This window comes from Streptomyces sp. NPDC093149 (assembly GCF_044754145.1).
Classification (GTDB): domain Bacteria; phylum Actinomycetota; class Actinomycetes; order Streptomycetales; family Streptomycetaceae; genus Streptomyces.
This window is the reverse complement of sequence record NZ_JBIVON010000001.1, coordinates 985,829-1,007,027: the sequence shown is the minus strand read 5'-3', so window position 1 is coordinate 1,007,027 and position 21,199 is coordinate 985,829. Positions and strand designations below refer to the sequence as shown.

At 71.1% G+C, this 21,199-nt stretch carries 18 protein-coding genes and 1 pseudogene; 6 read left to right on the top strand and 13 right to left on the bottom strand.

The genetic code is table 11. The annotated features are described in order from the left end of the window. From ACIQCZ_RS04760 to ACIQCZ_RS04740, 5 genes and pseudogenes are all read left to right on the top strand, one after another. Positions 1-375: pseudogene (locus ACIQCZ_RS04760) on the top strand (hypothetical protein); the annotation flags it as partial. Between the two features lie 159 nt (positions 376-534). Further along, the gene (locus tag ACIQCZ_RS04755) at positions 535-1,260 is read left to right on the top strand and encodes a class F sortase (RefSeq protein WP_402279739.1); all 726 of its coding nucleotides are present in this window, start codon (positions 535-537) and stop codon (positions 1,258-1,260) included. Between the two features lie 122 nt (positions 1,261-1,382). Continuing rightward, positions 1,383-2,873: an FG-GAP-like repeat-containing protein gene (locus tag ACIQCZ_RS04750; RefSeq protein ID WP_402279738.1), complete on the top strand. Its 1,491-nt coding sequence runs from the start codon at positions 1,383-1,385 to the stop codon at positions 2,871-2,873. 71 nt (positions 2,874-2,944) lie between these two features. Continuing rightward, complete coding sequence (locus ACIQCZ_RS04745) at positions 2,945-3,805, top strand: alpha/beta fold hydrolase (RefSeq protein ID WP_402279737.1); 861 nt, start codon at positions 2,945-2,947, stop codon at positions 3,803-3,805. Positions 3,806-4,013: 208 nt separating this feature from the next. Continuing rightward, positions 4,014-5,786 (top strand): coagulation factor 5/8 type domain-containing protein, encoded by a 1,773-nt coding sequence (locus ACIQCZ_RS04740; protein WP_402279736.1) that lies wholly within the window; start codon positions 4,014-4,016, stop codon positions 5,784-5,786. A gap of 140 nt (positions 5,787-5,926) precedes the next feature. On the opposite strand, the gene ACIQCZ_RS04735 is transcribed toward ACIQCZ_RS04740, so the two are convergent. The 8 genes from ACIQCZ_RS04735 to ACIQCZ_RS04700 form a co-directional block, all read right to left on the bottom strand. Then, positions 5,927-6,538, bottom strand: coding sequence for a response regulator (locus ACIQCZ_RS04735; RefSeq protein WP_402279734.1), 612 nt, complete (start codon positions 6,536-6,538; stop codon positions 5,927-5,929). Next, a complete protein-coding gene (locus tag ACIQCZ_RS04730) occupies positions 6,535-7,725 on the bottom strand; it encodes a sensor histidine kinase (RefSeq protein WP_402279733.1) in 1,191 nt (396 codons plus the stop codon). Before ACIQCZ_RS04730 ends, ACIQCZ_RS04735 begins: the two co-directional genes overlap by 4 nt. After that, positions 7,722-8,477 (bottom strand): ABC transporter permease, encoded by a 756-nt coding sequence (locus ACIQCZ_RS04725; protein WP_402279731.1) that lies wholly within the window; start codon positions 8,475-8,477, stop codon positions 7,722-7,724. The genes ACIQCZ_RS04730 and ACIQCZ_RS04725 overlap by 4 nt, the downstream gene beginning before the upstream one ends. After that, positions 8,471-9,409, bottom strand: a complete 939-nt coding sequence (locus ACIQCZ_RS04720; protein ID WP_402279729.1) for an ABC transporter ATP-binding protein — start codon at positions 9,407-9,409, stop codon at positions 8,471-8,473. Before ACIQCZ_RS04720 ends, ACIQCZ_RS04725 begins: the two co-directional genes overlap by 7 nt. A 243-nt stretch (positions 9,410-9,652) precedes the next feature. Further along, positions 9,653-11,446: a hypothetical protein gene (locus ACIQCZ_RS04715; protein ID WP_402279726.1), complete on the bottom strand. Its 1,794-nt coding sequence runs from the start codon at positions 11,444-11,446 to the stop codon at positions 9,653-9,655. A gap of 430 nt (positions 11,447-11,876) precedes the next feature. Further along, positions 11,877-12,323, bottom strand: a complete 447-nt coding sequence (locus tag ACIQCZ_RS04710; protein WP_402279724.1) for a DUF6113 family protein — start codon at positions 12,321-12,323, stop codon at positions 11,877-11,879. Continuing rightward, complete coding sequence (mshB, locus tag ACIQCZ_RS04705; RefSeq protein WP_402279722.1) at positions 12,320-13,219, bottom strand: N-acetyl-1-D-myo-inositol-2-amino-2-deoxy-alpha-D-glucopyranoside deacetylase; 900 nt, start codon at positions 13,217-13,219, stop codon at positions 12,320-12,322. Before mshB ends, ACIQCZ_RS04710 begins: the two co-directional genes overlap by 4 nt. Before the next feature lie 120 nt (positions 13,220-13,339). Next, a complete protein-coding gene (locus tag ACIQCZ_RS04700) occupies positions 13,340-13,534 on the bottom strand; it encodes a hypothetical protein (protein ID WP_093896879.1) in 195 nt (64 codons plus the stop codon). Positions 13,535-13,700: 166 nt separating this feature from the next. Here ACIQCZ_RS04700 and ACIQCZ_RS04695 point away from each other — a divergent pair, with 166 nt between their 5' ends. Continuing rightward, a complete protein-coding gene (locus tag ACIQCZ_RS04695) occupies positions 13,701-15,833 on the top strand; it encodes a prolyl oligopeptidase family serine peptidase (RefSeq protein WP_402279720.1) in 2,133 nt (710 codons plus the stop codon). Between the two features lie 29 nt (positions 15,834-15,862). On the opposite strand, the gene ACIQCZ_RS04690 is transcribed toward ACIQCZ_RS04695, so the two are convergent. From ACIQCZ_RS04690 to ACIQCZ_RS04670, 5 genes are all read right to left on the bottom strand, one after another. After that, the gene (locus ACIQCZ_RS04690) at positions 15,863-16,864 is read right to left on the bottom strand and encodes a hypothetical protein (RefSeq protein ID WP_402279717.1); all 1,002 of its coding nucleotides are present in this window, start codon (positions 16,862-16,864) and stop codon (positions 15,863-15,865) included. Between the two features lie 197 nt (positions 16,865-17,061). Further along, positions 17,062-18,324 carry an ABC transporter ATP-binding protein gene (locus tag ACIQCZ_RS04685; RefSeq protein ID WP_402279715.1) on the bottom strand — a complete coding sequence of 421 codons (1,263 nt, stop codon included), beginning with the start codon at positions 18,322-18,324 and terminating at the stop codon, positions 17,062-17,064. Then, entirely contained in the window at positions 18,314-19,291 is a 978-nt protein-coding gene (locus tag ACIQCZ_RS04680) for an ABC transporter ATP-binding protein (protein WP_402279713.1), read from the bottom strand. Before ACIQCZ_RS04680 ends, ACIQCZ_RS04685 begins: the two co-directional genes overlap by 11 nt. Positions 19,292-19,304: 13 nt before the next feature. Further along, positions 19,305-20,279, bottom strand: coding sequence for an ABC transporter permease (locus tag ACIQCZ_RS04675; protein ID WP_402279710.1), 975 nt, complete (start codon positions 20,277-20,279; stop codon positions 19,305-19,307). After that, a complete protein-coding gene (locus ACIQCZ_RS04670) occupies positions 20,272-21,195 on the bottom strand; it encodes an ABC transporter permease (protein ID WP_402279707.1) in 924 nt (307 codons plus the stop codon). The genes ACIQCZ_RS04675 and ACIQCZ_RS04670 overlap by 8 nt, the downstream gene beginning before the upstream one ends. Positions 21,196-21,199: the final 4 nt, after the last annotated feature.

The window sequence follows — 21,199 nt, the reverse complement described above, 5'->3', positions numbered from 1 at the left end:
GTCCACGCCGGTGGCGGCTTCATGGCCCGGGTCACCACCAGCGACGAAGGCGGCCGCGGCGGCGACGAGGGCGGTCGCGACGACGAGGGCGGTCGCGGCGACGACGAGGGCGGCCGCGGCGGCGACTACGGCGGCGGCCGTGGCGACGACGAGGGCGGCCGCGGCGGCGACTACGGCGGCGGGCGCGGCGGCGACGAGGGTGGTCGCGGCGGCCGTGGCGAGGGCAAGCCGCGTGGCGGTGTCCACGCCGGTGGCGGCGGGATGGCGATGACCGGTGGCGGCCTGGCCGCCGGTTCGGCGCTGCTGCTCGGTGGCGTCGGCGTCGGCGCGTACAAGCTGCGCCGCCGTCAGTCGTCGGGTGGCGCGCTCGCCTGACCGGGCCCAGACCTCAGCCGGTCATCACACTGTCGCGGCCGTCGTCCCCCGGGGCGGCGGCCGCGGCGCCTTCGTTTCCCGACCGGTCGACACCGGCCGACACCGGCCGAGCTCCAGCTCCCCCTCCTCCGACACCGCGCAAGTGAAAGGCACGTTCCCATGGCCGCGCCGCAGTCGCCCGGTTCCACCCCCACCCGGACCGCCCCCGGAACCACACTAGGCCGCGCCTTGATGTGGCCCGCCGTGACAGCCGGGCTCGGCATGCTCCTCATCTACAACTCCTTCGGCACCTCGGTCGACGACAAAGCGCCGCCCCCGCCCGCCGCCGTCACGCCCGCCATGCCCGCACCCGAGATCCTCGGCTCCCATGCCGCGCCGCCTCCCGTCACCCCGTCGGAGCCGCCCGTCGGCCCGGCGATGGCGCGTTCGGCCCCCACCCGGCTGCAGATCCCGTCCATCGCCGTCAACGCGCCCTTCACCGACCTGGGCATCGGCGCCGACGGCCGGCTGAACCCGCCGCCCGCCGCCGACCCCAACCTCGTGGGCTGGTTCAAGGACGGCGTCACCCCCGGCGAGCGCGGCGCCTCGATCGTGGCGGGCCACGTCGACACGAAGACGGGTCCGGCCGTGTTCCTGCAGCTTCAGTTCCTCAAGCCGGGCTCCTCGGTCAACATCACCCGCGCCGACGGCTCGATCGCCACGTTCAAGGTCGACACCGTCGAGACGTTCAGCAAGGCGAACTTCCCCGACAAGCGCGTCTACGCCGACACCCCGTCCGCCCAGCTGCGTCTGATCACCTGCGGTGGCCCGTACAACAAGAAGGTCAAGGACTACGAGGACAACGTGGTGGCCTTCGCCCACCTCGAATCCCCCAAGAGCGGCTGACGGCCGGTCTGCGGCCGGGCGCCGGGATACAACCATCCGCCGGGCCGTGAGGTCGTACGGGGCGGCAGGAACCCGAGTTCCTGCCGCCCCGACCGGCCTCATGAGCAACGGAGTTGAGCGACGTGCCCGTACTCTCCCACCGACGCCGCCTGGCGATCGCGACCGGCATCGCCCTGGTCGCCGGAGCCGTCGCGGCGCCCCTCGGCCACGCCACGACAGAGCCGACCACCCCCGCGGCGAGCAAGCCGAGCACCAAGCGTCTGCACGACGACTTCAATGGTGACGGCTATCCGGACGTCGCCGTGGGCGCTCCCATGGCCACCGTCGGCAAGGCGGAGGGCGCCGGCGCCGTGAGCGTTCTCTTCGGCGGCCCCGGCGGCCTGTCCTCCGCCCGCAAGCAGATTCTGACCTGGCCGGACCGCTCCGGTATCAACAACCCGGCGGACGCGCGATACGGCACGAGTCTGCGCAGCGCCGATCTGAACGGTGACGGTTACGCGGATCTGGTCGGCCGGCTCTGGGCGACCACGCCCGACGGCGACAAGGGCACGGTTCTGGCCGTCAACTGGGGCGGCGCATCGGGCCTTTCGAAGAACGCCACGGTACTCGCGCCCGTTCCGGGCGACCAGGGTGACGCGACCGGCGATCTGGCCGTGGGCGACGTCGACGGCGACGGCATCGCCGACATCGCCGTGGGCGACGTGCGGCGCGGTGGCCATGTGCTGCACGGTCCGGTCAGCCGCACCGGCCGGTGGAGCCGGGTCAGCTCGTTCACGGTCGACGGCACGGACGTGCTCGACACCTCGGCCATCGCCATCGGTGACGTGACCGGCGACGGCGTGGGCGATCTGGTGATTCTCGGCTTCGGCCCGTCCGACCCGTGGCAGCAGCACACGTACCTGCTGACCGGCGGCCGACGCGGATTCTCCGCGCCGGTGGAGATCAAGGACGCGGACGGGGCGGGCGTGGGCGGCACCTCCGTGGGCATGGCCGACCTGGACAAGGACGGCCACGGGGACATCGTCATCGGGCGCGGCGACGAGTGGTCCCAGGCGGACACCCCGGCGAAGAAGGGCGGTGCGCTCTTCGTCTCGTACGGCGGGCCCGAGGGACGGAGCACCGTCCGCAAGCCGGTCTGGATCAACCAGGACACCGAGGGCGTGTCGGGCAAGGCCGAGTACCACGACCGGATGGGCGACAACATCGCCCTCGGCGACACGAACGGCGACGGCTACCCCGACATCGCCACGGGGCTGCCGGGCGAGAAGATCAACGGCATCGCGGACGCCGGCCGGGTCCTGGTCCTCAAGGGCGGCCCGAAGGGTGTGAGCGGCGCGGGCTCCAAGGAGTTCGGCCAGTACACGGCCGGGGTCCCGGGTGTCGCGGAGGCGGGCGACCGGTTCGGCGAGGCCACCGCGCCGGGCGACTACGACGGCGACGGACGTGCGGAGCTGGTGGTCGGCGACCCCACGGAGAACAGCAGCAGGGGCGCTCTGTGGATCTTCCGTACGGACGCCACCGGCATCGTCGCCAAGGGCTCCGTCTCGTTCGGCGCGGCCACGCTCGGCGCCCCCGTCGGCCCGTCCCGTTTCAGCGAGACGCTGACGGACTGACGGCCTCACCGTGCGGTGGTGCGCGCCCCCGCACGTACGAGCCTGTCAGCGGCGGTCAGTAGGCTCGGCGCATGCTGACGGTGACGGAGAACGATCTCGTACTGCGCGACGGCCGCACGCTGCATGTCTACGACGCCCGCGCCGAGGGGGCCGAGGGCGGCCTCGCGGTCTTCTGGCATCACGGCACACCGAACATCGGCGCACCGCCCGAGCCCCTGTTCCGGGCCGCCGCCGAGCGGGGTGTGCGCTGGGTGTCCTACGACCGGCCCGGCTACGGCGGTTCGACCCCCCTTCCGGGCCGGGACATCGCGTCCGCCGCCGCGGATGTGGCGGCGATCGCCGACGACCTGGGCATCGACCGGTTCGCGGTCATGGGAGCTTCCGGAGGCGGCCCGCACGCGCTCGCCTGTGCCGCGCTGCTGCCCGAGCGGGTCGTGGGCGCGGTCGGCGTGGCGGGGCCGGCGCCGTTCGACGCCGAGGGGCTCGACTGGTTCGCGGGCATGGCACCCTCCGGAGCGGACGAGCTGCATGCCGCGGCCCGAGGGCGTGCGGCGCTGGAGGAACTCCTGTCGTCCGCCGAGTTCGACCCCGAGGTGTTCACCCCGGCCGATCACGCGGCGCTCGACGGCCCGTGGTCCTGGCTCGGCGCAGTGGCCGCGAGGGGGCTGGAGAACGGCATCGGCGGGATGGTCGACGACGACCTGGCGTATGTCCGTCCCTGGGGATTCGCCCCGGCGCAGGTGACCGCGCCCACCCTCGTCCTGCACGGTGGCCTCGACCGGATCGTGCCCGCCTCGCACGGCGAGTGGCTCGCACGGCACTGCGGGGCGGCCGAACTGTGGCGGCGCCCCGAGGACGGACATGTCTCGGTGCTCAACTCCGGCACGCAGGCGATGGACTGGCTGCTGGAGCACCAGTTCCCGAAGTCATGAGTCTGGCGAACTGAGCACAGAACGGGTCAAACCTCTTTCTCCTGGCGTCAATTGTTGTGCTCAACCCGATCCTTCAAGCCCTTCTCCGCACACCTCTTGACGTGTCCTGCACAACAGCGGAACCATCGAGAACCGTTGGAGAGCGCTCTCAGAGCGCTCTCCAACCGACTGTCGTGCACCTCTACCACGACTCAGGAGAAGTGTTCTCATGCATGCTCCCCCCACAGCACCTCCGCGCCGCCGTGCCCGGACACTCGGGTTCGCCGCGCTCGCCGTCGCGCTCCTCATGACCGTTCCCACCGCCCGGACCGCGTTCGGCCAGGATGCGGCGCCCCTCGCGGGCGGCGGCGATCTCGGGCCCAACGTCATGGTCTTCGATCCCGCCACACCCGGCATCCAGGCCAAGGTCGACGACGTGTTCAGGAAGCAGGAGTCGGCCCAGTTCGGTGACGGCCGCTACGCGCTGCTGTTCAAGCCCGGCACGTACGACAACATCAATGCGCAGATCGGCTTCTACACCTCGATCGCCGGTCTGGGACTGAACCCGGACGACACCACGTTCAACGGTGATGTGACGGTGGACGCCGGCTGGTTCAACGGGAACGCCACACAGAACTTCTGGCGTTCGGCGGAGAACCTGGCGCTCAACCCGGTGAACGGCACCGACCGTTGGGCCGTGTCCCAGGCCGCTCCGTTCCGTCGCATGCATGTCAGGGGCGGGCTGAATCTGGCACCTGCCGGGTACGGCTGGGCCAGTGGCGGCTACATCGCCGACAGCAGGATCGACGGCCAGGTCCGCCCCTACTCGCAGCAGCAGTGGTACACCCGGGACAGTTCGGTCGGCGGCTGGCTCAACGGCGTCTGGAACATGACGTTCTCGGGCGTCGAGGGCGCGCCCGCGCAGAGCTTCCCGGAGCCTCCGTACACCACGCTCGACACCACGCCCGTCTCGCGCGAGAAGCCGTTCCTGTACCTCGACGGCGACGCGTACAAGGTGTTCGTACCGGCCAAACGCACCAACGCGCGCGGCACTTCATGGGGCAACGGCACGCCGCAGGGCGAGTCGATCCCGCTGGAACGGTTCTACGTGGTGAAGCCGGGAGCGAGCGCCGCCACCATCAACGCGGCCGTGCGGCAGGGGCTGCATCTGCTCTTCACGCCCGGCGTCTACCACGTCGACCGGCCCATCGAGATCGACCGTGCCGACACGGTCGTCCTCGGCCTGGGGCTCGCGACCATCGTCCCGGACAACGGCGTCACGGCCATCGAGGTCGGCGACGTGGACGGCGTGAAGCTGGCCGGACTGCTCGTCGACGCGGGTCCGGTCGACTCCGACAGGCTGATCGAGGTCGGCCCCGACGGCGCGTCCGCCGGTCATGCCGCCAACCCCACATCGCTCCAGGACGTGTTCGTACGCATCGGCGGCGCCGGGCCCGGCAGGGCGACCACCGGCATCGTCGTGAACAGCAACGACACGCTCATCGACCACACCTGGCTGTGGCGCGCCGACCACGGCGACGGCGTCGGCTGGGAGACCAACCGGGCGGACTACGGGCTCCGGGTCAACGGTGACAACGTGCTGGCCACCGGGCTGTTCGTGGAGCACTTCAACAAGTACGACGTGGAGTGGGCCGGCGAGAACGGCCGGACGATCTTCTTCCAGAACGAGAAGGCGTACGACGCCCCGAACCAGGCCGCCGTCCAGAACGGCAGCATCAAAGGGTTCGCCGCCTACAAGGTCGACGACTCCGTCACCACCCACGAGGGCTGGGGTCTGGGCAGCTATTGCTACTACAACGTCGACCCGACGATCCGTCAGGACCACGGTTTCGAGGTGCCGGTGAAGCCGGGCGTGAGGTTCCACGATCTGCTGGTGGTCTCGCTCGGTGGTCAGGGACAGTACGAGCACGTCATCAACGACACCGGATCTCCCACGTCCGGGACGAGCACCGTCCCGTCGAAGGTGGTGTCCTTCCCCTAGGGCGTGCTTCGAAAGTCCCGCCTGCCAGGGGGCGGAGCGGGCCCCGGTCGCGGTGACAGCGGCCGGGGCCCGCGTACGCCGTCGCACCGGGCTGTCGCCCCCGGGATCCGCGAAGACGGCGGCCGGGCCCCGGCACGTCGCTACAGCCAGCCCTTCTCGCGGGCGATGCGGACCGCCTCGGCCCTGTTGCGGGCCGCCATCTTCTGGATCGCCATGGAGAGGTAGTTGCGGACCGTCCCCTGCGAGAGGTGGAGCGCGGCCGCGATCTCCGCGTTGGTGGAGCCGTCCGCCGCCGTGCGCAGCACGTCGCGTTCGCGGTCGGTGAGCGGGCTCGCCCCGTCGGCGAGCGCCGCCGCCGCGAGCGTGGGATCGATGACCCGCTCCCCGGCGAGCACCTTCCTCACCGCCGCCGCCAGTTGGGACGCGGGGGCGTCCTTCACCAAAAAGGCGTCGGCGCCCGACTCCATGGCCCGGCGCAGATAGCCGGGGCGGCCGAAGGTGGTGACGACGACGACCTTCACGTCCGGGAGTTCGCGCCGCAGGGCCGCCGCCGCGTCGATGCCGGTCATGCCCGGCATCTCGATGTCCAGGAGCGCCACGTCGATGCGGTGCTCGTGCGCCGCGGCCACCACCTCGTCCCCGCGGGCGACCTGGGCCACCACCTCGATGTCGGGTTCCAGGCCGAGGAGTGCCGCGAGGGCCTCGCGCACCATGGACTGGTCCTCGGCGAGGAGGAGTCTGATCACGCTCATTCCGTGGATCCTAGGCCGGATTGGAGCGGCACGCTCAAGGTCAGGGTGAAGCCCTTACCGGATCCGGAACCGGCACCGGGGCCGCCGGTCCGGGTGATCAGCGTGCCGCCGACCGTGGCGAGGCGTTCGGTGATGCCGGTGAGGCCGTTGCCCGGCTTCGTCCCCGCGGCCCCGACGCCGTCGTCCGCGACGGTGAGTTCGAGGACCCTGCCGTCGAGGGTCTGACGCGGGGCGAGGGTGACCGTGCAGTGCCGGGCCTCGCTGTGACGTACGACATTGGTGACGGCTTCCCGCAGCGCCCAGGCGAGCACCTCCTCCGGCTTCTCGGAGAGGTCGTCGGGGGCCTCGGCCGGTACGTCCGCGGTGATGCCCGCGGCGGCGAGGGCGGTACGGGCTCCGGCCAGCTCGCCGGGGAGGGTCGGCCGGCGGTAGCCGGTGACGGCGCTGCGTACGTCGACCAGGGCCTGACGGCTGACCTGTTCGATGTCCGCGACCTGGGCCGCCGCCTGCTCCGGGTGGTCGGGGAGCATCCGCCCGGCCAGCTCGCTCTTGAGCGTGATGAGCGAGAGCGAGTGGCCGAGCAGATCGTGCAGATCGCGGGCGAGCCTGAGCCGCTCCTCGTTGGCGGCGAGCTGGGCGACGGTCGCGCGGGCCTCCCGCAACTGGACCGTCGTACGGATCAGCTGCCGTACGCCGGTCATCGCGAACCCGCCCAGCAGCGCGGGGAAGACCAGGGCGGTGATGAGCTCCCGGGGGTGGTTGCCGGTCAGGCCGATCCCGACCAGGACGGCGGTGACGGCGGGGATCAGCCAGCGGGCGGTCCGCAACGGCATGGTGGCGCCGACGGAGACCGCGACGTACACGAAGAGGACCAGCCACGCGCTGCCGAGCGTCAGGGAGAGGACGGCGGCGAGGGTGCCCAGGAAGGCGATCGCGGAATGGACGAGGCGCCGGTCCAGGGCCTTCGCCGTCTGGCGGAAGACCAGCACGAGGTACGCCGCGACGAACACCACCAGACCGAAGGTGCCGAGCGCCGTCGCCCACGCGGGGTGGTCGCCGTCGATGAGGTCCTTGACGGGGGCGCTCATGAACGCGAGCCAGACACCGATCCAGAGCAGCTTGATCCAGACCTGCCGGCGTCGCGTCGGCGGGCTCCCGATGCCCACGGACGTCTCGTCGTCGTTCACGCCTTCAGGGTGTCCTTCCGGTAGAGCCAGGCCGCCCCGCCCGCGAAGACCAGGAAGTAGACGCAGAGGATGGCGACGTCCTTGGCGTGCGGCGATCCGCCCATCTCGATCGCCTGACCGAGAGAAGCGTACGCGTGCGTGGGCAGCCATTCGGAGATGCGCTGGAGCCACCCCGGGAAGGTGGCGCTCGGCATCCACAGACCGCCGAGGATGGAGAGACCGAAGTAGATGATCATCGTGATCGGGCGGACCGCGTCACCGCTGGCGATGTAGCCGATGGCGACCCCGAGCGCGGCGAACACCAGTGAACCGGCCCAGATGACCCCGGCCAGCGCGAACCACTGCCAGGTCTCCACCCGTACGTGCTTGACGGCGGCGGCGACCAGGAAGACGACCACGATGCAGGGCAGCGTGACCATCGCCGCGCTGGCGATCTTCGCCAGGACGTAGCCCCGGCTGGGCAGTGCGGTGAGCCGGAGCTGGCGGACCCAGCCCTTCTCGCGTTCCTTCGCGATGCGTTCGCTGTTGCCCATGAGGACGGCGGTCAGCGCGCCGAAGGAGGCCATCGAGACCATGAAGAACGCCTGGAAGGTGAGATCGGTGTGCGGGACCACGTCGCTGGTGTTCCGGGTCCCGGAGATCAGCAGATAGATCACCGAGGGGTAGATGACCGAGAAGAACATGAACTTCTTGTTCCGCAGGGTACGGGTCACTTCGAGCCTGATGAGTGCCCACGAAAAGAAATTCAGCATGCGGTCCTGGCCTCCTCGGCCTCGGTGATGGCTACGAAGGCCTGCTCCAGGCCGAGTCCCGCGACTTCGAGTTCGCGCGGGTAGAGACCGAGCCCGTAGACCGCGTGGACGGTCGCGTCGGCATCGTGCGACTGGATACGGACCCGGTTGCCGGTGATGTCGAGCGTGGCGAGGAACGGCAGTCCGCGCAGGGCCGCTTCGTCGACCGGGCCGTCCAGCTCGAAGGAGATCCGGCGGGCCCCGGCCTTCGCCTTGATCTCGGCGGCGGTCCCGTCGGCCAGCAGACGGCCCTTGTGGAGGACGAGGACACGGTCGGCGATCGCGTCGGCCTCTTCGAGGTAGTGGGTGGCGAACAGGACGGTGCGGCCCTGCTCGGCCTGCTCGCGCATCGTGGCCCAGAAGGCCTGGCGCGCGGTAACGTCCATGCCGGTGGTCGGCTCGTCGAGGACGATCAGGTCGTTGGCCCCGGCGGTGGCGAGCGCGAACCGTACGCGCTGCTCCTGGCCGCCGGAGAGCTTGTTGACCATGCGGTCGGCGATCTGCGCGATGCCGGCACGCGACAGCACCTCGCCCACCGGGTAGGGCCTGGGATGCAGATCACAGGCGAGGCGGACCAGTTCCTCGACCTTGACGTCCTCCATCAGGCCGCCGGTCTGCAGCATCGCGCCGACACGGCCCGCGGCGATGGCGTTCTGCGGGGTGGTGCCGAAGACCCGGACCGAGCCGGAGTCGGCGGTGCGCAGTCCGAGCAGCAGATCCAGGGTGGAGGACTTCCCGGCGCCGTTGGGGCCGAGGAGCGCCACGGTCTCGCCGGGATGCAGGTCGAGGGTGAGCCCGTCGACGGCACGCACCGCTCCGTACGCCTTGCTGACCCGATCGAAGCGGACCGCGGCGGTCTTCGCCCCGGTGGCCTCGGTTGTTGTCGTTGTCATGCGTCCAGCGTGGCGGAGGCAGGGGTCCGCCCGGCAGGGTCGCCGATCGTGGATTCGGGATGACAGATGTCATGCCGAGCGCATGACTCCGTGGCCGGGCCCGCGTGTGACCACGGCCCCGTCATCGGAACGCGGCCGCCGCGCACGCACAGGGATCCGCACACGCACACGGCCCCGCCCCCGCCCGGAGATCCGGGCGGGGGCGGGGCGGGTGGGGTGCTGTTCGCCGCTGGTGGGGGGCGGTTATCCGTTGCCGTTCAGGTCGATCGTGGCCGTCCGCTCGGCGGTGGTCCTGCCGAGCAGCGCGGTCTGCATGGCATGCGCCACATCGTCCGCACTGAGCTGGTGCTGCTTGCCGTCGCCCTTGGTGATCATGATGCCGTTGAAGACACCGTCGCACAGGGTGTCGATGGCCTTCTTGTCGTAGTGCTCGACCAGCCGGCCGTTGACCGGCACCATCGTGAGGATCTGCGGCAGCGACCTGGCCGGGCCGAACTGGATCTGCTTGGGACCGGCCTTGATCGTGACCAGACCGGACATCGCGGGCTTCGCGAACTCCTTCATCGCCCGGTCCAGTTCCGCCTGGTCGATCGTCGGCTCACGGGTGGCGACGGGCAGTTGGACGGTGGCCGCCTTGCCGGTCTGCACCTGGGCCCGGTACGCGTCACGCACCGAGATCATCGAGCGCTTGACGTCCAGCGTCTTGCCCGACTTGCCGGGTACGGCGACGGCCTTGCCCGGCTCGAACTTGATCGTGCCGTCGTTGGCCGAGCCGGAGACTCCCGCCAGGTCCGCCAGCGCGACACCGAGCTTCTCCTCGTCGACCGGGATCACCGGGTCGACGACGCGCTTGCCGCCGAAGAGGGACCCGATGACGGAGACCGGGTTGTAGTCGCTGCCCGCGGCGGACCGCACGGTCGCCTGGCTGTCCAGGCCGAGCCCGGCCTTGTCCGGTGCGAGCTCGGTGTTCTTGCCGTCCACCGACAGCTGGAGGGGTGCCACGGCGCGCTTGCCGAGAGCGGCGTCCAGCTTCGCGACGCCGTCGTCCTTCGTGCCGCCGCCGATGTCGACGCCGAGGACGGTGGTGCCCTTGGGGACGTCGGAGTGGTTCATCAGCAGCCCGGCGCCGTACGCGACACCGAGCAGACCGACGATGCCCGCGCACAGGAGGACCAGCTTGGAGCGGCCCTTCTTCGCGGGCGCGGGTGCCGGGGCGGGGCGCGGGGCGGCGGGGGCCGGCGACGGAGCGGCCGGACCGCCGGGCCCCGCCGGGCCGGTGCCCATCGCGTCGTCCGCGATACGGGGCGTCAGATCGGGACGTCCGCCGCCGGGGCCGCCCGCGAACGGGGACGGGGAACGGTGCTCCGGCGGAACGACGGGGATGCCGCTGGTGAGCGTGTCACCGGAGACGTTGCCGCCCGGCCCGGCGGCGGCCGGGGCCGCGAACTGGGGCGTCAGCACCGCCGTGTCGTCGGACATCCGCGGGGGCGTGCCACCGGGGGCGCCTGAACCCTGCGGGCCCGCGGGACCGCCGGAGCCCGGTGCGCCCGGTCCGTCGAGATTCGGGGTGAGGGACGAGGTGCCGGTGACCGGGCCCGTGGTGGGACCCGACGGGCCCGGCGTACGCACTCCGAGGTTCGGCGTGGGGCGCGAGCCGCCCGCGCCGAACTCGTCCAGGGCGCTGCCGCCGGCGCCGGGCGCGTCCTGGCCGCCCGTGCGCTGCGGACCGTCCGAGAAGTACGGCAGGTCGGGGCGGGGCGGGGCAGGCGTGGCGCTCTTGGCACCGTCGGCGCCACCCGGCGCGCCGCCGGTGCCGATGACCGAGGTGTTCGTGGGGGCCTTGCGCGGGGCGAACCAGTCGCTGCCGCTCTTCTCCCTGGCCGGCTTCTCGGCACCCGGTTCCGTGGTCGCCGGACCGGCCGCCGCCTCGGCGCCCGGTGCGGCGTCGGAGGCGTCCGACGTACCGTTCGGCGCGGGCGGGCCGGGGCGCGGGATGGTGCCCGTGCGCTCGGCGTCGGCGGTGTCGGCTTCGCTCATGGGCGTACGCATGACCACGGGCGGGATGGGACGCGAGCCCGGGATGTTGATCCGGATGCGCGTCGTCAGCGTCGTCTCGGTCCTCGGTTCTTCGGACTGAGGCGGGTCCGCAGGCTCCGGGGCCCCCTCCGGGGCGTCCTGCGAAGGGTGCAGCGACGGATACTGGCGGGATCCGTACGGCGGCGTCCCCGAGGGGTACGCGGCTCCTCCGCGCCCCTGGGGCCCGGAGGACGAACTGTCAGTTTCACGACTCAAAGCAGGTTCTCCCGATTGGCTCCACCGCCCGTACTTCCCCCATGCCGCAGGCCAGGGGACGGCTCGGCGCGCGAACCACCATACTGGCCGCGGCCGACAGACACCCCGCGACCGGGGGAAACGACCGCATGACCGACGAACGGACAAGGGGCATTACGGGATCGGACGTGGCACATTACTTGCCAGGTCGGCCGCTGTCGGCGCCCGGTCGGGGCGACCGCGACATGGTGGCACAGATCACAGCGACGGCCATCCCGCCGAGCATGAAGAGGGTGAGGCCCAGCTCGTCGCCGAAGACATAGTCGCCCTCCGGCCGCCCACCGAGCAGCAGAACGACCGAAATCAGCCAGCCCGCCGCGGGTGTCAGAGCACCGAGCTGGGTGTCGAAGACGCGGCGCCCGCCGTAGAACAGCCCGGCGCAGGCGAGCAGCGCGAGCAGCAGTCCGGCGGGGAACCACGCGGCCTGGACGAGCGCCCCGGCGATCCCGACGAGCGCGCCGAGGACGGCCAGGCCCACGTAGGCGGCGATCCGCCCGGGGTTGAGGGGGGCGGCCAGGCCGGTCGCCGGGACACCCCCGGAAGGCGCCCCGGGGCGCGGTGCGCGCTGCTTGCCGTCGCTCATCGCTCCGCTCCCGGTACGCCGGCGAACAGGTCGTCCTCGCGTGCCCCCCGCGGGGCTCCGGAGGCGCCGCGCACCAACTCGTAGTACTCGGTGGTGAGGACGGGCTGGCCGAGATCGTTGGAGAGGGCGAAGAAGGGGCCGTCCACGGCGATCTGCGTGACATGGGCCCGCATCGCCGCGCTCTTGGCCGCGGCATGGGCCGAGCCGTCGATCCGCGCGGTGATCCTCGCGTCGTCGACCACACCCGGTACGTCGTCGATGGCGGCGATCCCCGGGAAGGCGTCCGGCGCCGTGTCCCGCAGGCGCGCGAAGCCCTCCTCGACGACCGAGCGCGGCACCCGGTTCCAGTAGATCTTGGCGACGGTGTGCGGGGCGTCCGGTCCGGGGCGGTACGCGGGGTCGGCGGCGAGTTCCGCGGCGCGCATCGCGACACGGTGGGCCTGGATGTGGTCGGGGTGTCCGTACCCGCCTTCGGGGTCGTAGGTGACGAGGACCTGCGGACGCACCGAGCGGATCACCTCCACGAGGTACCCGGCGGCGTCGTCCACGTCCGCGTTCCAGAAGGCGCCGGGACGGTGGTTCTGCTCGGCGCCCATCATTCCGGAGTCGCGGAAGCGGCCGGGGCCGCCGAGGAGCCGGTGGTCGGTGACCCCGAGCTCCTTCATCGCCGCGGCGAGTTCACCCCGGCGGTGGGGGCCCAGGGTGTCGTCCCGGTCCGCCGCGAGATGGGCGAGTTCGGGCGGGATGACCTCGCCCTCCTCGCCGAGCGTGCAGGTGACCAGGGTGACCTGGGCACCCTCGGCCGCATACCTGGCCATGGTGGCGCCGTTGTTGATCGACTCGTCGTCGGGGTGCGCGTGCACCAGGAGCAGACGCCGGGCTGGATGGTCCGTCATGGGGACCACCCTACGAGCCGAACGCCCCGGGGCCGTGCCGGGCGTCGCGCCCTCGGCCCCGATCCGCCGACCGGGCCCCGGCAGACCACGCCCGCGCACCGGTCGTCGACGAGTCGGCGCTCAGAACTTGAGGCTTCCGATCATGCCGGCCACATTCGTGGTCAGGTTCGAGATGCTGGGCGCAATGGACGAGCTGGCGAGATAGAAACCGAGCAGTGCGCAGACCACCGCATGTCCGCCCTTCAGTCCGGATTTCCGGATCAGCAGGAAGACGACGATCGCCAGCAGCACCACCGCCGAAATCGAGAGTGCCACGGCGGTTCACCTCCATCAGTACGGTCGGGACGGGCAGCACACATGGAGCCAGCAGGTTCATACCCACCGAGCGCTACGGATCATAACTATCCGTCGTACCGCATTGATCGGGGCACAGCAGCACGAGGGGCGCACGACCGGGCGGTCGGGCACTAGGTTCGGGCCCATGACTTCGCAGAAGATCTCATTTCCGCGTCAGCACGCCAGGACGATGCGATTCACCCTCGGCGCCCCCCGTGCGTTCACCGTGTCACCCGACGGAGAGCGGGTGATCTTCCTGCGGTCGGGATCCGGCACGGACCGGACAGGGCGGCTGTGGGTGCTGGACCTGCCCGCGGGCGGTACGCCCGAGGAGCGCGTCGTCGCCGACCCCGAGAGGCTGCTGGGCGGTTCGGCGGAGCGGTTGTCGCCCCAGGAGCGGGCCCGGCGCGAGCGCAGCCGTGAGGGCTCCTCGGGGATCGTCGGCTACGCGGTCGACGCGGCGGCCGAGTTGGCCGCTTTCGCGCTCTCCGGGAAGGTGTACGTCGCGGAGCTGCGGGCGGGTACGGCGCGGGCGCTGCCGGTGCCCGGCCCGGTGATCGACCCGCGGCCGTCGCCGGACGGGCGCCTCGTCGCATACGTCGCGAAGGGCGCGCTGCGCGTCGTGGGCGCCGGGGGCGACGGCGATCGGGCGCTCGCGGAGCCGGAGGCGCCGAACGTCTCGTACGGCCTCGCGGAGTTCATCGCGGCCGAGGAGATGCAGCGCTCGCGGGGCTTCTGGTGGTCGCCGGAGTCGGACCGGCTGCTGGTCGCCCGGGTCGACGACAGCCCCGTGCGGCGGTGGTGGATCGCGGATCCCGCGCACCCGGACCGCAAGCCGGCCGAGGTCGCCTATCCGGCGGCGGGAACTCCCAACGCCGAGGTGCGGCTCTTCGTGATGGGCCTGGACGGCACCCGCACCGAAGTGGTCTGGGACCGGACGCGTCACCCGTATCTGGCGCAGGTGCACTGGTCGTCGGCCGGGGCCCCGCTGATTCTCGTGCAGGCCCGTGACCAGCAGAGTCAGCTGTTCCTCGCGGTGGACCCGGAGACCGGCAGGACCCGGACGGTGCACGTCGACGAGGACCCGGTCTGGCTGGAAATCTTCCCCGGTGTGCCCGCCTGGGCACCGGACGGGCGGCTCGTGCGGATCGCGGACGAGGGCGGGGCGCGGGTGCTCGCGGTCGGCGACCGGCTGCTGACCGGGGCGCAGTTGCAGCTCCAGGCGGTCCTGGACATCGGTGATTCGGATGTCCTGGTGTCGGCGTCGGCGGGCGAGGAGGCCGCGGAGCCGGAGATCGGCGAGAGCCATGTGTACCGGGTCAACGAGCTGGGCATCGAACGGGTCTCCGAAGGGGCCGGGGTGCATTCGGCCGTCCGCGCGGGCGCGGTGACGGTGCTGGTCTCCCACTCCCTGGAGCGGCCGGGGGCCCGTGCCGAGGTCCTGCGGGACGGCAAGCGGATCGCCACCGTGGCGAGCTTCGCCGAGGAGCCGGTTCTGTCGGCGCGGGTCCGTCTCACCGAGGGGGGCGCACGGCGAATTCCGTGCGCCGTGCTGCTCCCCGATGGGTACAAAGAGTCGGACGGTCCCCTTCCTGTACTGATGGACCCGTACGGCGGGCCGCACGGCCGACGGGTGCTCGCCGCCCACAATCCGCATCTGACGTCACAGTGGTTCGCCGACCAGGGTTTCGCGGTGGTCGTCGCGGACGGCCGGGGCGCACCGGGGCGTTCGCCGGCCTGGGAGAAGGCCGTCAAGAACAATCTCGTCCTCACCGTGGACGACCAGATCGAGGCGCTGCACGCACTCGCCGGGAAGTTCCCGCTGGACCTCGGCAAGGTGGCGATCCGTGGCTGGTCGTTCGGCGGATATCTGGCGGCGCTGGCCGTGCTGCGCCGGCCGGACGTCTTCCATGCCGCGGTGGTGGGCGCGCCGGTGACCGACCAGCGGCTGTACGACACCCACTACACCGAGCGCTATCTCGGCGATCCGGCGAAGCAGCCGGAGGTGTACGCGCACAACTCGGTGCTGACGGACGAGGGACTCTCCGAGGCCGCTGACGAGGCCCGGCCGATGATGATCATCCATGGTCTGGCCGACGACAACGTGGTGGTCGCGCACGCGCTCAGGCTGTCGTCGGCGCTGCTCTCGGCGGGGCGGCCGCACGAGGTGCTGCCGCTCAGCGGGGTGACGCACATGACGCCGCAGGAGCAGGTGGCGGAGAATCTGCTGCTGCTCCAAGTGGACTTCCTGAAGCGGTCGCTGGGGCTGCGGGGGTGAGTTGAGCGGGGCGGTGCCGGCCGCGCCCGTCACCAGCCCGGCGGGGGCTGGGACGGGGGCGGCGGACCGAAGACGCCGGGCGGCGGATGGCCGTACCCCTGCCCGTAGCCCTGGTGGGGCGGGGCAGGATCGTCCGTGCTGCCCCGCCGGGCGAGCACGATCAGTACCACCGCCGCGGCGATCGTCTCGAAGAGCTGGCTCAGCAGCGTGAGTTGGTCCTCGGTCCGCAGATCGGCGAAGTGGTCCAGCATCCTGTAGTGCACGGCGCGGACCACTCCCAGCACCCCGTCGGACAGCAGGAAACCGGCCGCGATCAGGCCGAACGGCCGTGCGTGCACGGCGTGGAAGAGCGCGCTCGTCCCCGCGAACAGACAGAGCAACGCGAGAACGGCGTTGTTCCAGCCGGGTGGTGCGTCGATCAGCCCCATGAGGAGCCGGTCCCCGCCCACGAACCAGTCGGGGTAGACGAAGGGGAACCGCACCGCCTGGCGGATCTCCCAGGCGATCACCACCGCCCCCGAGGCACCCAGCAGCAGAAAGGCGGTCACACTCGCGCCCTGGCCCGGCCGGGTCGGGGTGCGCTCGGAGAAGTCGTACGGCGGTCTGCGGCCGGCGCCCGCGGTGATGATCAGCGCGATGCCCACCGCGAGGGCCGCGAAGACGCAGATCAGGGCGCGGGTGCGGAGATCGTCGGAGAACCGGGCGTTCATCCGGGACGCACCGATGTTCCAGAGCGCCGGCAGCCGTACGGCGAGAGTGACCACTCCGGTGGCGACCAGCGCGGTACCGGCCACGACGGACCGCAGGGCCGCGAACGCGGCGACGACATACACCAGGAGCAGCACCACGTCGTCGGCCGAGGTGGTGGGCACGGCGGACAGTTGCGCTTCGCGGTAGCCGGCCCAGTACCGCCACAACTGCCCCGGATCGTCGACTGCCCCGACATCCCGCACGAGCCAGCCCGCGACCATCACCGCGAGCAGGGCGCAGAGAACGGCGCCGGTGGCCCTTGCCCCCCGTGTGAGTATCACCCGAGCGATACTCCACCGCCCCCGGCCGCCGGACAAGAGCCGGGCCGCAGCGATGCGCGAACGGGCAACCGGCCGGGGGGACTTGACGACCCCCCGGCCGGTTCACGGCACCCGCACGGCCGTACGAGGACCATGGTGGCGCGTTCGTATATCGGAGGTGGGACGGCCGGGTTGCCCCGGCGTTAACGTGCGGGCCGTCAGATGACCCGGCTGCTGCCGGAGGGCGGCGGCCCGCCCTCGTCGTCCGGCGTGCCCGCCCCTCCGGTCCCGTCCTCGCGTTCCTCCGGTGGCGCCCCGGCCTCCTCCACCGTCGTCTCCCCCGGCGTCTCCAGCAGCCCCTCCGGCGGCACCACCTGCTTCTCCTCCGCGAAGTGGCAGGCCGAATCGTGCCCGGCGGGCGTGTCCGTCAGCCGGAAGACCGCCGGAACCGCCAGCAGCGGCACCTCCAGTTCGCACCGCTCGCGCGCCTTCCAGCAGCGGGTGCGGAAGCGGCAGCCGGAGGGCGGGTTGGCGGGTGAGGGGACGTCGCCGTACAGGATGATCCGCTCCCGGTGCTCGCGGGCCGTCGGGTCCGGCACCGGGACCGCGGACAGCAGCGCCTGGGTGTACGGGTGCGTGGGGTGGTCGTAGATCTGCTCGTCGGTGCCGATCTCGACGATCCGGCCGAGGTACATCACGCCGACCCGGTCGGAGATGTGCCGGACGATCGACAGGTCGTGCGCGATGAAGACGTAAGCGAGCCCGAACTCCGTCTGGAGGCGGTCCAGCAGATTGACGACCTGTGCCTGCACGGAGACGTCGAGGGCCGAGACGGGTTCGTCGGCGACGATGATCTCGGGGTTCAGCGCGAGGCCGCGGGCGATGCCGATGCGCTGGCGCTGACCGCCGGAGAACTGGTGCGGATAGCGGTTGATGTACTCCGGGTTGAGACCCACGACGTCCAGCAGGTCCTGGACCTTGCGCCGCCGGTCGCCCTTCGGGGCCACCTCGGGGTGGATCTCGTACGGCTCGCCGATGATGTCACCGACCGTCATCCGCGGGTTCAGCGACGTGTACGGGTCCTGGAACACCATCTGGATGTTGCGGCGCACCGCCTTCAGGGCACGCCCCGACAGCCGGGTGATGTCCTCGCCCTTGTACTTGATCGCGCCGGCCGTCGGCCGTTCCAGATGCACCAGCATTCTGGCCACGGTCGACTTGCCGCAGCCCGACTCCCCCACGATCCCGAGCGTCTCGCCCGCCGCCAGGTCGAAGGAGACCCCGTCGACGGCTTTGACGGCGCCGATCTGCTTCTTGATCAGGATGCCCTGGGTCAGCGGGTAGTGCTTGACCAGATCGCGGACCTCCAGGATCGGCTCGCGTCCGGCGGCCGGGGACCCGGCCCGCTCCTCGGCGAGCAGGGCGGGGGCCGTCCCACCCCCTTCGCGCGCCTCCTCGCGCCCCGAGTGGTCAGCGTGCATCGAGCGTCTCCTTCCAGAAGTAGCAGGCGCTCTCACGGTGCTCGGCCACCTCGAACAGCGGCGGGACCTCGCCTCGGCAGACCTCCTGGGCCATCGGGCAGCGCGGGTTGAAGGCACAGCCCGGCGGGATGTGCAGCAGGTTGGGCGGCAGGCCCTTGATCGCGTACAGCTCCTGGCCCTTCTGGTCCAGGCGCGGGATCGACCGGAGCAGGCCCTTGGTGTACGGGTGGGCGGGGGCCCGGTAGATGTCGTGGACGGGAGCGGTCTCGACGATCCGGCCCGCGTACATCACGGCGATCTTGTCGGCGACGTCCGCGACCACGCCCAGGTCGTGGGTGATGAGGATCAGGCCCATGTTCAGCTCGCGCTGGAGCTCGGCCAGCAGGTCCATCACCTGGGCCTGGACGGTCACGTCGAGGGCGGTGGTCGGCTCGTCCGCGATGATCAGCGACGGTTCCAGCGCCAGGGCCATGGCGATCATGATGCGCTGGCGCATTCCGCCGGAGAACTGGTGCGGATAGTTGCCCACGCGCTCCTTCGCGGCCGGGATCCGGACCCGGTCCATCAGTTCGACGGCCTTCAGCCTGGCGTCCTTGCGGGACATCCCGCGATGGACGACGAACATCTCGCCGAGCTGCTCCCCCACGCTGAGCACGGGGTTGAGGGAGGAGAGCGCGTCCTGGAAGATCATGGCCATCTCCTGGCCGCGGATCCTCCGTCGCTCGTCCTTGCGCATCTTCAGCAGATCGCGGTCCTTGAAAAGGATCTCGCCGCCGCCGATCCTCCCGGGCGGCATGTCGAGAATGCCCATGACCGCCTGTGCGGTGACCGACTTGCCGGAGCCCGACTCGCCGAGGACGGCCAGCGTCTCGCCCTCGGCCACCGAGTAGTTGACCCCGTTGACGGCCTTGGCCACCCCGTCGCGGGTGTGGAACTCCACGTGCAGATCGCGCACTTCGAGCAACATGGCAGTGGGCTCCTCAGCGCAGCTTGGGGTCGAGGGCGTCGCGCACCGCGTCGCCGAGCATGATGAACGCGAGCACGGTGACCGCCAGCGCGCCGGCGGGCCAGAGCAGCATGTGCGGGGCGTTGCGGATGTACGGGGACGCGGCGGAGATGTCGATGCCCCAGGAGACGGCCGGCGGTTTCAGGCCGACGCCGAGGAACGAGAGGGTCGCCTCCAGCGAGATGTACGTGCCGAGCGCGATGGTCGCGACGACGATCACCGGCGCGACGGCGTTCGGGGTGATGTGGCGCAGCAGCATCCGTGTGTTGGAGGCGCCGAGCGCCCGTGCCGCCTGCACGTAGTCGTTCTGTTTGGCGGTGATCACGGAGCCCCGGGCGATGCGGGCGATCTGCGGCCAGCCCAGGAGCACGATGAAGCCGATGACCGGCCAGACGGTGGCGCTGGTGACCACGGAGAGGAAGACCAGGCCGCCGAGGACCACCGGGATGCCGAAGAAGATGTCCGTGAGGCGGGAGAGGAGCGAGTCCCACCAGCCGCCGAAGAATCCGGCCAGGCCACCGAGGAGGCCGCCGAGCAGGGTGACGCCCAGGGTGGCGCAGACGCCGACGGTCACCGAGTTCCTGGCCCCGTAGACGGTCCGGGTGTAGACGTCGCAGCCCTGTCCGTCGAAGCCGAAGGGGTGACCGGGCTGGGAGCCCTGCTGGGCCTTGCCGAGATTGCAGTCGAGGGGGTCCTGGTCGGCGATCAGCGACGGCCAGATCGAGATGATCACCAGGAAGAGGATGATCAGGGCGGAGATGACGAAGACCGGATTGCGGCGCAGGTCCCGCCAGGCGTCGGACCACAGGCTGCGCGGTTTCTCGGCGGGGCCGGTGCCTTCCGGCCCGCCCGGTGTCCCTTCGAGGGTCGTGCCCTCCTCCAGGGCGAGGTCCATCACGCCTCCTGCTCCGGCCGGTGAGATCGCCTCGTCCGATGTCTGATCAGGCATAGCGGATCCTCGGGTCGAGTACGGCGTACAGCAGGTCGACGATGAGGTTCGCCGCCAGGAAGACGAGGACGAGAACGGTGACGAAGCCGACGACCGTCTGCGAGTTCTGGCGCAGGATGCCCTGGTAGAGCTGGTAGCCGACGCCGTGGATGTTGAAGATCCGCTCCGTGACGATCGCCCCGCCCATCAGGGCGCCCACGTCCGTGCCGATGAACGTGACGACCGGGATCAGCGAGTTGCGCAGCAGATGCCGGATCACGACGCGACGCCTGGGCAGTCCCTTGGCGACGGCGGTGCGGACGTAGTCGGCGCGGGCGTTCTCGGCGATCGAGGTCCGGGTGAGGCGGGTGACGTACGCCAGCGAGACCGAGGCGAGGACGAGTCCCGGGACGAGGAGCTCGTTGAAGGGCGCCTCCGGGGAGACGGACGGTTTGATGACGCCCCACTGCACTCCTAGGAGGAGTTGGAGCAGCAGACCGGTGACGAAGGTCGGGATGGAGATGACGACCAGGGTCAGGATGAGCACGCCGGTGTCGACGGGGCGGCCACGGCGCAGGCCGGTGACGACGCCGAGGCTGATGCCGATGACGATCTCGAAGACGATCGCGACGACGGTGAGCCGGATGGTGACGGGGAAGGCGGTGCCCATCAGCTCGGTGACCTTCTGCCCGTTGAACGCGGTGCCGAAGTCGCCGGTGAAGACATTGCCCATGTAGGTCGCGTATTGCTGCCAGACAGGCTTGTCGAGGCCGAATTCCGAGCGGAGTCGGGCGGCGGTCGCCGGGTCGCACTGGCGTTCGCCGCAGAGGCCCGCGATGGGATCGCCCATCACGTTCACCATGAGGAAGATCAGCAGTGTGGCGCCGAAGAAGACCGGGATCATCTGCAGCAGCCGCCGGATCACATAACGTCCCATGAAG